The sequence below is a fragment of the Thalassobacterium maritimum genome (genome assembly GCF_031127805.1).
Classification (GTDB): Bacteria; Verrucomicrobiota; Verrucomicrobiia; order Opitutales; family Coraliomargaritaceae; genus Thalassobacterium; species Thalassobacterium maritimum.
Genome location: NZ_JARXHW010000010.1, coordinates 19,432 through 32,814 on the forward strand (window position 1 = coordinate 19,432; position 13,383 = coordinate 32,814).

Below are 13,383 nucleotides of genomic sequence, written 5' to 3' on the forward strand. Positions count from 1 at the left end.
AAATCAAGCACGTAAGACTTCAGGTAAGTAATCTAGTATCTGAGTGGTATTCACGGCAACTTGCCCCTTGTCCCGAGCCAGTCGTTGCGCAGCCAAACCGTGTAGTGTAACCCCACGCGCCACTGCTAGTGGCACAGGCACATCTCCCTGAGCCATCATACCACCAATCAAGCCAGATAGCATATCTCCACTCCCCCCACGCGAGAGCACAGCACCGCCGAGCGTACTATACATCACCGTTTCCCCATCACTTATACGTGTATTTGCCCCTTTCAACACAGTGACAACATTGTACACTTGGGAAAAACCTAACATGGCCTCGAGCGAATTATTGGGCGCCGATAATTTACCGATACGCATAAATTCCCCCATATGTGGGGTCACAACAATGCGTGCATAATCTGAGCGACGTTTTTGTACCACCTCCATCCCGCGAACGCTCAGCGCATCAGCATCTAATAAAATAGGTAAATCTACCCGCTTCACAATATGTTGGGTGATCAACTCAGTACTCCGCCCAAGTCCCATCCCGGGGCCTACAACTAAAGCGGAGGCATGATGAATACGGCTCAACAGCAGTGACATCGCACGGGGATTCAGCATTCCGTGAAAGTTCTCAGGCCAAGGAATCCATATCGCTTCAGGGACTTGGGCCGCAAATGAAGATGCAACCGAAGCAGGCGCGAATGCAGTCACTAAGCCTACGCCTGAACGTATTGCCGCCTTAACAGTCATCAACAAAGCCCCTGCCATAAAAGCCGAGCCTCCTACAATAAATAGATGCCCATAAGTTCGTTTATCCGCCGCAGCAGCTCGTAAACGACGCACGGGATCCAACACGGCATCCGTCAAAACCACCTCTTCAGTCACCACCGCCTTCCCAGCAGTGGTATCGAAAAAGCCTAAATCCACATAGCGAATACGACCACAATCGGCAATTCCCCCTAGCAGTGGACGCTTCACGACTCCAGTCGCATATGTAAAGTCAGCATCAAAACGACGTGCGCCCTCGCGAACCTCATCACCAGCTCCACTCGGTAAGTCCACGGACGCTCGCAGATCAATTCGTTCAAAAGCATTGACGGCCGCAATCAATGCCGCAACTGGCTCACGTAACGGTGGTTTAAAGGACATGCCCAACAAACCATCAAGACAGATATGAAACCCAGCATCGCCCCCGAACTTAAGCAGCATCTGTGTCAGTAACACAACGTCACTCTGCTCTGAAATAAAGTGTACCTGAACACGTCCTTTCAGCTGCTCCAAAGCACGCGCTGTAAGTGAACGCAGCTCCTCAACTCTCGTAGCCAAAACGAGATCGACCTTCGCACGTGGATAATCAGCCAGCAATTGCGCGCACGCAAGCAATGCGTCTCCGCCATTATGCCCTTTGCCCACCAATGCTAAAACACGTAAATGCTCTGGAACAGGGCGTATTTCCAAATAGTCCTCAAGTACCTGCCGAGCAATACCTTCTCCCGCACGTCGCATCGCCAACCACTCTGCCGCCTCATCAACAAGCAGCTCCCCTTCAAGAGTTTGCGCTTCTCGACAGGTGAGCACTGGGTGTGCATGTGGTTGAACGCTCATTAGTTAAATTTCAGATGAAAACTTATTATGTGACTCACAGCGTACGCACCCTAAGGATGAAATCCAAGAATACACGTTTTTTTTGTAGCGTATGAAAAACTGTGCAAAATGAAAAGCGATGAGTTTCAGAAAATTACACGCGCTGTAACTTGCGCCACAAGCGAGCACTTAGTGCCAACGAGGCTAAGCCAAGACCGATGGCCAAGCCAGACCACATCCCCTGCGCTCCCATCTCCGCAGTAAAGCCAAGCGCTGCTCCAACAGGAAGCGCCACTAACCAAAAGCAAGCAAACAGGATTGCCGTCGGCACATTCACATCTCGCATGCCACGCAGAGCGGCTCCGCTGATTACCTGCACGCCGTCTAATAACTGAAAAATCGCCACAATCGCCAAAATCGAAACAGTCACTCCCACAACTTCACGGTCCTCAGTAAAGCCAGCAGCAATCGCCTCGCCCCCAAATACATAGGCGAGCGCACAACTGAGCATGATCATCAAACCCATAGCTTGCGCGCCCATCACGATCTGTCGGCAACGTATCGCCTGCGCCGCACTCACCGCATGACTAATGCGAATAGTGACCGCCATCGACAAGCCCAGTGGGAGCATGAAAGTCGTCATCGCACAGGTCAAAGCGATCTGGTGCGCCGCCAAGGCCGCCGCGCCGAACTGCCCAATTAGAAAGGCACTCACGGTGAAGGCACCAATCTCGATCAACAATTGACCACTCAAGGGACTGGCCATCTTAGTCAGGGCGCGGCACTCCTTGGGGTCCGGTCGGCACCACCAGACACGAGGCAAGGCAGCCGCCAATCGACGCGAGTTCAACAGATAATAAAATAAGGCTCCCAATGTGATAAAGCGTGCAAGGCATGTCGCGACACCCGCGCCGGTCAAGCCCATCGCCGGCACCCCGAAGTGCCCAAAAATGAAGATCGCATTCAGCCCGATGTTCAACAGTACACCGCCCAACTGAATCCACAGGACCATCCAGGGCTCAGATTGTGCTTCCGCAAAGCTCTTGATCACCATAGTCGGCACCATTGCTAAAAAAGAAAAACCTATCCAATATAGATATGGAGGCACAATCGCCAAAACTTCCTCCGGCGGATCAAGATAGCCGAGCAATGGGATGCTCCCCGCGACCAAAGCCATCAACGCAACGGCCAAAAGCACTGAAATAATTAGGCCATTACGCAAAGCCTCCCCAGCTGCCGCTCGCTGCCCACTACCAAACCAATGCGCCACCTGAATCGAAACCGCAATCGACAGCCCGATCGCAAAGGAAAAGGGCAGGTGCAATAGAGCATTGCCAAAAGCCGCAGCCGCTAAATCAACGGTACCAACGCGTCCTACCATCAACGTGTCCGTCAAGCCCAACAACATCTGACTCAATTGGCCCGCGATCAGCGGAAGCGCGAGTAGGAAGGTCTTGCGGTTTTCTTGAAGTAAAGTCGACACGGCCTTAGTTTAAAGCCAGGCATGCCTTCAGCTCACGCACCGCTTCTGTCACCCCCACAAAGAGCGCACGACTGATAATTGTGTGACCGATATTAAGTTCGTGCAGATGCGGCAAGGTAATCACCTCGGCGATGTTGGTGTAATTGATGCCATGGCCGGCATTCACAGTCAGCCCTAAGCTGTGTGCCAGCGACGCGCCTGCGCGCAAGGTATCTAATTCACTGCGACGCCCATCGTGGTAATAGGCGTTGGCATAGGCCCCCGTGTGGAGTTCGATCCATGGACTCTTCAATTCGGCTGACATTTCAATCTGCGCAGGATCCGGGTCAATAAATAGACTAGTCACGATACCTGCCTCGGTCATGGCTGCGATGACTTCGCTCACACGTGATTTTTGGCCAACAATATCCAAGCCTCCTTCAGTGGTGACCTCCTCGCGGCTTTCTGGAACCAAGCAGACCGAGTCGGGCTTGAGCTTGAGTGCATAGTCCACCATCTCTGGCGTGCAAGCCATCTCTAAATTTAAGCGGGTCGCAATCTGCGCCCGCGCACGCGCCACATCGGAGTCCTGAACATGGCGGCGGTCTTCCCGCAGATGCATCGTGATGCCGTCCGCACCAGCCGCTTCACAAGCGAGTGCAAATGCCACGCAGTCTGGCTCCACCTCATCACCATGATCCAGTGGATGTTCACGATAGCGTGCCTGACGAACTGTCGCCACATGGTCGACATTTACACCGAGAAGAATTTTAGGAGCTTTCATATCTAAATATTCAATAAAACAAAAGTAGCCGAAGTCTTGCGACTTCGGCTACCAGAAATCAACAAAATCGTTTTACTCGCGAGAAAGCTTGCTCTCCGAAGCGATTTCAGGCCCTCCCTGCGCCAGTGCACGGCGGCGCAAACGAAGCGCATTCAAGCGAATAAAGCCGCTGGCATCGTCGGGGTTGTAATCACTGTCCACGCCTTCCATCGATGCAATGTCCTCATCATACAAGGAAAGTGGTGACTTGCGGCCCACAGTGGTGACATTGCCCTTATAAAGCTTTAGGCGCACAGTGCCAGTCACTGATTTTTGTGAATCATCGATCAGTGCCTGTAGTGCTTCACGCTCAGGTGCATACCAGAAGCCATTGTAGACCAATTCTGCGTAACGAGGAATCAAGCTATCACGCAGGTGAGCCAGCTCGCGGTCCATCGTCAATGTCTCAATGTTACGATGTGCTTGTAGCAAAATAGTGCCACCTGGAGTCTCATACACCCCACGGCTCTTCATACCCACAAAACGATTTTCAACAATGTCCACCCGGCCGACACCATGCTTGCCTGCGACTGCATTCAAGTGCTTCATCACTTGCGCGGGGTTCATGGCCACACCATCAATCGCCACACAATCACCACGCTCGAAATCGAGCTCGATGTACTGCGCCTCATCGGGTGCATCTTCAGGCGCTGTGGTCAGTTTATACATGTCCTTGTTGTCATCCGTAGTGGGATCGAACCAGGTGTCTTCCAAAATGCCAGCTTCGTAAGAAATGTGCAGCAAGTTACGATCCATCGAATACGGCTTGGAGGCGCTGGCTTCGACATCGATGTTGTTCTCACGGCAGTAGGCGATCATTTCTGTGCGCCCTGGGAAAGCCTTGCGGAAGACTTCCATACGCCAGGGGGAAATGATTTCCAACTTAGGAGCCAAAGCTGCGTATCCGAGCTCGAAGCGAACCTGATCGTTCCCCTTACCCGTCGCACCGTGTGCCACCGCGTCGGCACCTTCACGCTCAGCGATCTCAACGTGTGCCTTGGCGATCAAAGGACGTGCAATCGATGTGCCCAACATGTATTGGCCTTCGTAAATCGCATTGGCACGCATCATGGGGAAGATGAAGTCGCGGGCAAATTCCTCGACCAAATCCACCGTATAGTGTGCCGAAGCACCCGTTGCCTTCGCCTTCTCGGCAAGACCATCCAACTCTTCCTCTTGACCGACATCCGCCGCAAAAGTGATAATTTCAGCGTTATAATGCTCTTTGAGCCAGCTAACGAGGACGGAGGTGTCAAGACCACCAGAGTATGCGAGTACAATCTTCATAGTAAAAATATTAAAAACAGAACAACAGAACTGCGATTCCCACGCGTAGACGCAAGCGGAAAGCTACTTAAAGCTACTTAAAGCTAGCGAGCGAAGTCTGAAAGCCACTAGGCCAGCGCGAGCTCGACTCATGCGAAGTCGAATCGGCAGCCACCCGTAGAATTTGTGGCGTCGGCATCGGTGACATTTGCTGCACACCGGCAAGAAGTTCCGCATCATTACGAGTCGGCTGCGGGCGCTGCGCAGCCGCTAAACTGACCGAACGTAATTGCTTTTCTTCTGGAGTAAATTCTGGGCGTAAGCCCATCAAACGAAGCTGCGCTGCGATACTCGCACGCTGGTTCGTACTGCGCTGCGCCTGAGTGGAGGCATAGCGTCGTAAATCAGCGCGCCCGAGCGTATCCAGCGGATCCAGCTGTTCTGTTTCCGACAATTTATCGGAGGCGACACCTTGCTGGACAAGATTCGCAGCGTAATGTAAGCCCCCCCGAAAAGCTGGAGCCAATAAAGTGAAGCCAATCGCAAAAGAAGCCGCCAAGCCAGTGCCCAATACCCAGCGAGGCATCACTCCCTTTTCAGAGAAAGTGCTCGCTTGGTGCCGCGTTTCAAATGGCAGGGGTTGATGGGGTTGCTGGGGTTTCTGTGATTGTTGTGGCTGCTGTAATTGCGCAGAGTACGTTGAGCCTCGAGTCGAAGCTCGCGCGGAGCGCTCGGAACTGCGCGCTCCAGAGCGACGCGAACTAGAGCGTCCTGAGCCTGAGCTGACTGAGCCTGAACGACGCGGACTCAAACCCTTCGATTTCGAAACACTCGCATTCGACCGGCGTGATAGAATCGTCGATTCAATGTTTTTAGCGCTTGGATTCAGCGCCAAGCGCATCGCCTGATGCAAGCGACAACGCTTTTGAAACGCCGCTTTGCGCTGGGGATTAACCAGCAATTCAGCCTTCAAATCCGCAAGGCCGCGCTCGGAAATCTCTTTATCTAAATATAGATTAACTAGCTCTGTGAATTTTTCTTCGCTCATGCAAAATCGTCGCCCATCAGATCGCGCAGACTGTCCCGCGCACGGGCAATCCGACTCTTCACTGTGCCCACACTGATTTCTAATTGCTGCGCAATTTCATCATAGGACAGGTTCTTAACATTACGTAGAATCAAAACCTCTTTATGCTTGTCATTCAAGCCCTGCATACATTCAGAGACACGGTCGACAAACTCTTGTGTGACGGCAGCTTCCGAAGGGTCTTCCCCATCACATGGCATCACATTTTCCAACGTCATCGTGCTATCATCCGTCAACGGCTGATCAATCGAGATTGACTGGTCGCGCTTACGGCGAAACCAGTACCAGTAACGATTGTGCGCGAGATTCGTTGCAATTTGATACAACCACGTTGAAAAAGAGGCATCACCTCGAAAGTTCTCTAAGCCACGGTGTGCACGAATGAAAGCATCTTGCGTGACCTCCTCCGCATCCTGCTTATTCTTTAGCAGTTGCGACACACGCGCAAAAATCCGATCGTAATAACGAGTGACCATATCATTATAGGCGGCCGTGTCGCCCGCCTTAATGCGCTCAATCAGCAAATCATCAGGATTCATCGTTTCGGTTTTAGCACTCATAGTTGTGTTCATGGAAGGTAGATCGTTAAAAGCTTAGATTTGTTCCAATAAACTTCGTTCAATTTAAAATATAAAAAAGTTTATTCCTTTCCTTGACAAGATGCAAGTGCAGCCTTTTTATCCCGCGCTTTCGTGTAGGGGTCGTTAGCTCAATCGGTAGAGCAGTTGACTTTTAATCAATTGGTTCGGGGTTCAAGTCCCCGACGGCCTACCACGAAAAAAGCCCGCCAGTTCCGACTCGCGGGCTTTTTTGTGTTTTTTTTGTGCCTTGTAATAATTTGAATATGAAAATCCTGCACACAGCTGATTGGCACTTGGGCCAAAACTTCTTCGAACGTGATCGTTTAGAAGAGCAAAGCGCATTTCTCGACTTTCTACTCCAGCAGATCGAGATCCACGCCGTCGATCTATTGATTATTGCAGGCGATTTATTTGATACCGCCAACCCGCCTCGCGCAGCAGAGCAGCTCTATTTTGATTTCATCACACGCCTCCACGCCCTCAAGCACTGCGAAGCAGTCATCATAGGCGGCAACCACGACTCCGCCCCCCACCTCGATGCCCCTCGCACCGTTTTATCCAAGCTCAATATACATGTGATTGGCAGCCTGCCCGAAGCGCTCGACGACGCAGTTTTAAGCTTTGAACGGGGAGGCCACCGGCTCCGCATCGCAGCCGTGCCTTTTCTACGCGATCGCGACGTGCGCCGCGCGATCGAAGGCGAAAGTTTCGATGAAATGGAAGCACGCACCAAAGCGGGCATCCTACGCACATACCAAGACTTGGCGACGCAGATAGAAGGCACGCGCCAGCCCGGCGAAGTGCTGCTAGCCACAGGCCATTTGACCGCAGTTGGCGGCCGTGTCTCCGACAGTGAACGCTCCATACATATCGGCAATCTCGGTAGTATTCGCGCCGAGCAATTCCCGAGCCTCTTTGATTATGTCGCACTGGGCCACCTGCACGAGCCACAGGCCGTCGGGAACTGCGAGCATATACGTTACTCGGGCAGCCCGATTCCGCTCAGTTTCTCTGAGTCGGCCCACAAAGAAATCCGGCTGCTCACGCTGCAAGACGACCAAAGCCTCAGCCAGCAAGGCATTCCGGTGCCCCTAGCCCGACGTCTACTGCGTATGGAAGGCAGCGCCGACACGGTTCTGCGTGCCATCGATGAATTGATCATCAGCGGCGACGAACTCGCCCCATGGATCGAAGTCAGCCTAACTGAAGGCGACATTAGCCCACTGATCAACGACCAGATACGTGCCGCCGCAGCTGATAAGCAGGCCGTGGTGCTCAAAGTCGGCCGTAAGCTCCGCGCCTCACCAATGGCCCCCCACCCCGAGCAAGCCAACAAGGCAATCAGCGAGTGGGAGCCGCTCGCGGTGTTTGAAAAGCGAATCGAAGATTATGCGGGCGACCTCAACAGCGACACACTCAAGCAGTGCTTCAACCATGTGCTCAATGCGGTGCAGGAAGAGGACGTATAATGAAAATCTTAAAAATCAGCTTTCAAAACCTGAATTCGCTCGCAGGCGAACACTCTATCGACCTCGAAAACGGCCTGCTGGGCGAAGCGGGCATCTTCTCGATCACCGGCCCCACTGGCGCAGGTAAAAGCACTCTGCTCGACGCCATCACACTCGCTCTTTTCGGCAAAGCTGCCCGCTACGAAAAAGAAGCCAACCCGGGAGAAATGATGACTCGTGGCACTGGCGAATGCGCCGCTGAAGTCTTATTCGAATGCAGCAAAGGCCGCTACTGCGCGAAATGGACCCGTGCGCGCTCTCGCAAGAAGCCTGACGGCAAATTACAGAACTCTAAGCGTGAAGTGTCTAGGGCCGACACGGGCGAAATCATCGCGGAGAAACTAAGAGAAGCCGACCAAATGATCGAATCCCTAACCGGACTCGATTACCACCGTTTTTTACGCTCGGTGCTACTCGCCCAAGGTCGCTTTAAGGAATTTCTAGATGCAGATGACAACGAACGTGGCGAGCTACTGGAAAAAATCACCGGCACTGAAATTTACTCACGCATCAGTCAAAAAGCCTACGAGATCGAACGCCAACACGACAGCACTCTACAAGCCGCCAAACAAAAACTAGGCGGCGTCGAATTGATGAGCGATACGCAGATACACGAGCTGCAACAAGAGCAGACAGCCAAGAGCAAAGAAGTCCGCGCGATCAAACTCAAACAACAAAGCTTACAAACAAAAATACAAGGTTTCGAAACCCATCGTCACCTACAGGCCACCCTCAAACAGTCACAGCAAGAACTGCTGCAATGGCAAAAATCCGAGCAAGCATTTGCCCCCTCAGCCAAGCAGCTGAAACAGCACCTAGCCACCCAACCATGGCAAACAGAACTGATCGAGATCCATGCCAAACAAAAACAACAACAGGCACTCAATCAGGCAATTGAAGAGCTGACAAGAAGCGCGCAGGCCCAGCAAAGGAGCGCCGCACAACATCTGCTCGCAACGCAGCAATACGTGCACACCGCAGTGCAAGAACAAACGCGGACGATCCAAAGTATCGAAACCGCTCAGCTGAAAGTCGGCGCAGCCGAACAAGAGCTCAGTCACTGGCTCCGTAGCAACGCCTCCACACGCGCGATCGAGAGCGAACTGTCCCCGCTGCGCACACTGGGCGAAGCGGCCCGCCTGGCTGATCGCACACAACAGCGCACCCATGCCGAGCTCAACACATTGCGCCAAGAACAATTGGCCAACCAGCAAGCACTCGCCGAGAAAAAGGCGGCCATCGAAGCTTCCCAACGAACACTCAGCCGCGCCACCGAGACAGTCGACGGCGCAGCCACGAGGCTCGCACAAGCGGCCGAAGGAAAGTCTATCGACGAATGGGCACAAGCCGCCAAAGCACAGGCACTCGCCGATGAGGCTGCGCAAGCTCTGAACCTGCAACGCATGCATTGGGCTCAGGCGCAAGCCAGCCACCAATCACGCAACAAGCAACGCCCGCAACTCGTCGAACAAGTCGCCCGCGCCAAGAAAACTCGCGATAGCCATGCAGCCACCGTCACCAAGGAACAGGCCACCTTAGAAGACAAACAAAAGATCTACGATCAAGCCCGGCTCATTGCCAAACTGGAAACACACCGCGCAGAGCTTCAGCCAGACCAAGCATGCCCACTGTGCGGCTCCCTACAGCACCCCTACGCCGAGCATGTGGAATCAAATGTCGACCAAGACCAGCAAGCCGTCGCCACGCAGAAGCAAGTGCTCGCCGCAGCTGAAAAAACATATCAAGAAGCAAACATCGCATTTAACCGTTTAGACGAAAAGTTACACGCACTCGACCAGAGCATTGCCTTAGCCCAGCAAGAGCTAGAGCAACAAAGCGAGCGCCTCCGCAGCCAAGCCCAAACCGCTGGCTACAGCCAAGCTCTGGAACAAGAGGATTGCTTTACACAATGGTTAGAATCGTGCCAGCAACAGCGCCACGCCACCGATGCTAAGCTCACACAGATACAAAAACTCGATCGCGCTCATCAACAGGCCAAAGAAGATTTAAAAACACTCGAATCCGAACATCGCGTATCCATCAATCAGCTACATAATTTAGAACAAAAGAAGACCGACTTCGACCACAAGCAGCAGGCCCTCAAAGAAGAGCATAGCAACTCACAAAAGGAGATCGCTAAGCAACTAGCCGCCTTCAACCAAAAGCTGGGCACACACTTAAGCCCAGCCCAATCTGCGACCGAGACACAATCCCACACTCAAGCTCTGGAACAAAAGCTAAAGACCTACCAGCAACAAGTCGAGGCGCAGGCACAGCAATCCCTAAAGCTCAAGGAGCTCAGCGCCGAACTCAAAGAACACCAGCAAGCACACAGCCGCCTAGGCGAAGAGCTCGCCTATTGGCAAAGTAAACTTGGAACCGCCCCGGTAGAGCCCAAAGCAAAAATTTCGATCGCCACCAGTGAAGCGCAACGTCGCAATGAGTGCCAGGCCGCGCTCGATTCCGCACAGCAAGCAGCGCAAGCACTCGAACACAAACGCCAGGACCTCGCGGCCAACAAACGAGCCCTCCAAAGCGCCATCGAGACCTTGCAAGAGCAGCTCACGAGCACTGAATTTGGATCGATTGAAGCACTCAAATCCGCGCGCTTGAGCGAGTCACAATTTGCAGAATTAACAGCCGCCAAAGATCGGCTTAAAAGTCAGCACGACCAAATACTTGGACGCATCGAACAGACACAAAAGGAACTGCATACATTTACCGACGCGGCAGCCCTCAGCCCCGAAGCCGAAGCAACACTTAAAAAGGAACACAGCGCCCACGACGAGGAAATGAGCTCACACAACAAGCGCCTCGGCGAGATCACACTGCTCTTAGAACAAGATGCCAAAGCTCGCGCCTCACAGGCGGAACTGATCGTCCAGATTGAAAAGATCGCTCAAGAAGCACGTCCTTGGATTGAACTCAACGCACTCATCGGCTCCGCAAATGGAGACAAATTTTCAAAGTTCGCTCAGGGCCTGACTCTGGCCCAATTACTTGATTTGGCCAATCAACACTTAATCAAACTCAACGATCGCTATCATATTCAACGCACGCAGGCATCCGACCTAAGTCTGGAGATTGTCGACCGTTACCAAGCCGATGCCATCCGCCCCACCCGCAGCCTTTCCGGCGGTGAGTCCTTTTTGGTCAGCCTAGCCCTCGCGCTGGGGCTCTCCGATCTCGCCGGCAGTGACACCCGCATCGAAAGTCTCTTTATCGACGAAGGCTTCGGCACCCTCGATACCGACACTCTCGACATCGCACTGGCCGCACTCGAGAACTTGCGTATGTCCAACCGCACCATCGGTATCATTTCCCACGTCGAAGCCCTCAAACATCGCATCAGCGCACAGATCCGAATCTCCAAATCCAGCAGCGGCCACGGCACAGTAGAAATCATCTGCAGCTGCTAAGCTTAAATCATCACTTAGTAGAGCGAATGCACTCCACACAAATAGTCTTAATTTAAAAGCGTTAAACGCCCCGACCATTCTTTGTTATTACCCATATAATCGAGCAAATAGCTGAGGCTACGTTTCACCACATCGTATTCGGAAGCTTTACTTTGATACAGGGTAAGCGCCTCTTGGTTCATCACATCGATTTTCTGCTGGGGATTGAGATCTGCAGGAAAAGTGGACACCGTAACACGAACAAATGAAGACCAGCCCGTTTCCTCATTGACTCGATCTACTGGCTGATAAGCAGCTACGTAATAAGGGTTAAAGACCAAAACTCGGTGATCTTCCTGTATATTGGTCAACTCCTGAAAACTAATAATCTCAAAGCCCTTGGTTTCGAGCTTCCGCTCGATCACAGCTTGGATCTCTGCGGCATGGGGCGCTGGCGAAGTCCAGTAAAGTGCTCCGTCATCCCTGAGCTTATGGGCCAATGCATCCATTGCTTGCGAGCCTTGATTCAAACGCAGCGGAGGGAATACATAAACTTGCGGCGGCAAGTGATCTTTATCCAAGGCATAAACGGCCTTAGCATTGATTAGGGCATCCCACTGAGAGAGATTCAGCTTAGCACTCGCAGGCTCCGCCTCGGGCGTAGTCGAGCAGCCTAAAAAAAAGGCACTTACGAACGCGAAGGATATGAAAAGAAAACGCATAATTAAAAAGCTGTCTGCAATTAAAAATAGAATCACAAGGATGGATCCACTAAAAAGAAAAAAAGCCGCCAACATTGTTGGCGGCTTTGAATCAATCTATTCCAAAAATCGGACTACCATTGAACCCCAACACCGGCTTTAACCACAGACTCTTCCAAGTCTGTGGTCGAAGCTGCACCGAAGTTGACTTGCCAGTTCTCATTGATACGACGCGAGTAGTTGATGGACATGCCAGTTTCCCCGTCGAAATGAGCAGCCGCAACATCCAATGCATTCGTCATACCTGGTAGCACTGTTGTGTGCTGTAGAGCGGCAACCATTGCAATGCCACGGCGATTTTGATCAATATCTCTGCGATTGCTGTCAATTCTTGAACTATTATTAGCAATAGCACCTGAGTTCGCTGCGATCGCAGTGGAATTCACGGCGATTTCAGCAGCGTTTACACCAATCGCGTTGGCATTGATAACGATATCGGCAGCGTTCGCTGCAATATCGACATCGTTCGAAGTAATCGCAGCAGTGTTCGCTGCAATATCGACATCGTTCGAAGTAATCGCAGCAGTGTTCGCTGCGATATCGCCATCGTTCGAAGTAATCGCAGCAGTGTTCGCTGCGATATCGCCATCGTTCGAAGTAATCGCAGCAGTGTTTGCTGCGATGTCACCATCGTTCGAAGTAATCGCTGCAGTGTTCGCTGCGATATCGACATCGTTCGAGGTAATCGCGGCAGTGTTCGCTGCGATGTCCCCATCGTTCGAAGTAATCGCAGCAGTGTTCGCTGCGATATCGCCATCGTTTGCTGCAATCGCGGCAGCGTTCACTGATACTCCGCTCGTATTGGCGTTGATTTCGAGGGCTTCTCCAAAGTCGTATGAGCCATCTGCTGCCTGAGCTAAGCTAGCGATGAGACTGCCTGCGACTAAAGTTCCAATAATTTTCTTATTCATAATTCTGTAATAACTTC

General features: G+C 52.3%; 10 protein-coding genes and 1 tRNA gene. 3 read left to right on the top strand and 8 right to left on the bottom strand.

Annotated elements, in window-relative coordinates; all coding sequences use genetic code 11:
* Nucleotides 1–3 precede the first annotated feature (3 nt).
* The 6 genes from QEH52_RS06145 to QEH52_RS06170 all read right to left on the bottom strand — a co-directional run bounded on the left by QEH52_RS06145 (nt 4) and on the right by QEH52_RS06170 (nt 6,767).
* Complete coding sequence (locus QEH52_RS06145; RefSeq protein ID WP_308949217.1) at nt 4–1,590, bottom strand: NAD(P)H-hydrate dehydratase; 1,587 nt, start codon at nt 1,588–1,590, stop codon at nt 4–6.
* A 133-nt stretch (nt 1,591–1,723) separates the two neighbouring features.
* Nucleotides 1,724–3,052, bottom strand: coding sequence for an MATE family efflux transporter (locus tag QEH52_RS06150; protein ID WP_308949218.1), 1,329 nt, complete (start codon nt 3,050–3,052; stop codon nt 1,724–1,726).
* A 4-nt stretch (nt 3,053–3,056) separates the two neighbouring features.
* The gene (locus QEH52_RS06155; RefSeq protein WP_308949219.1) at nt 3,057–3,815 is read right to left on the bottom strand and encodes a pyridoxine 5'-phosphate synthase; all 759 of its coding nucleotides are present in this window, start codon (nt 3,813–3,815) and stop codon (nt 3,057–3,059) included.
* A gap of 72 nt (nt 3,816–3,887) precedes the next feature.
* A complete protein-coding gene (locus QEH52_RS06160; RefSeq protein ID WP_308949220.1) occupies nt 3,888–5,141 on the bottom strand; it encodes an argininosuccinate synthase in 1,254 nt (417 codons plus the stop codon).
* 73 nt (nt 5,142–5,214) lie between these two features.
* Entirely contained in the window at nt 5,215–6,168 is a 954-nt protein-coding gene (locus QEH52_RS06165; protein ID WP_308949221.1) for a hypothetical protein, read from the bottom strand.
* Nucleotides 6,165–6,767 (bottom strand): RNA polymerase sigma factor, encoded by a 603-nt coding sequence (locus QEH52_RS06170; RefSeq protein ID WP_308949222.1) that lies wholly within the window; start codon nt 6,765–6,767, stop codon nt 6,165–6,167. The genes QEH52_RS06165 and QEH52_RS06170 overlap by 4 nt, the downstream gene beginning before the upstream one ends.
* 138 nt (nt 6,768–6,905) lie before the next feature.
* Here QEH52_RS06170 and QEH52_RS06175 point away from each other — a divergent pair.
* The 3 genes from QEH52_RS06175 to QEH52_RS06185 all read left to right on the top strand — a co-directional run bounded on the left by QEH52_RS06175 (nt 6,906) and on the right by QEH52_RS06185 (nt 11,715).
* Nucleotides 6,906–6,981: transfer RNA gene (locus QEH52_RS06175), tRNA-Lys, on the top strand.
* Nucleotides 6,982–7,051: 70 nt separating this feature from the next.
* The gene (locus QEH52_RS06180; protein ID WP_308949223.1) at nt 7,052–8,257 is read left to right on the top strand and encodes an exonuclease SbcCD subunit D C-terminal domain-containing protein; all 1,206 of its coding nucleotides are present in this window, start codon (nt 7,052–7,054) and stop codon (nt 8,255–8,257) included.
* Nucleotides 8,257–11,715 carry an AAA family ATPase gene (locus QEH52_RS06185; protein WP_308949224.1) on the top strand — a complete coding sequence of 1,153 codons (3,459 nt, stop codon included), beginning with the start codon at nt 8,257–8,259 and terminating at the stop codon, nt 11,713–11,715. The genes QEH52_RS06180 and QEH52_RS06185 overlap by 1 nt, the downstream gene beginning before the upstream one ends.
* 47 nt (nt 11,716–11,762) lie before the next feature.
* Here QEH52_RS06185 and QEH52_RS06190 read toward each other — a convergent pair whose 3' ends face one another.
* Together QEH52_RS06190 and QEH52_RS06195 are read right to left on the bottom strand one after the other, a co-directional pair.
* Nucleotides 11,763–12,416, bottom strand: coding sequence for a hypothetical protein (locus QEH52_RS06190; RefSeq protein WP_308949225.1), 654 nt, complete (start codon nt 12,414–12,416; stop codon nt 11,763–11,765).
* A 113-nt stretch (nt 12,417–12,529) separates the two neighbouring features.
* Nucleotides 12,530–13,366, bottom strand: coding sequence for a YadA-like family protein (locus QEH52_RS06195; RefSeq protein ID WP_308949226.1), 837 nt, complete (start codon nt 13,364–13,366; stop codon nt 12,530–12,532).
* Nucleotides 13,367–13,383 lie beyond the last annotated feature (17 nt).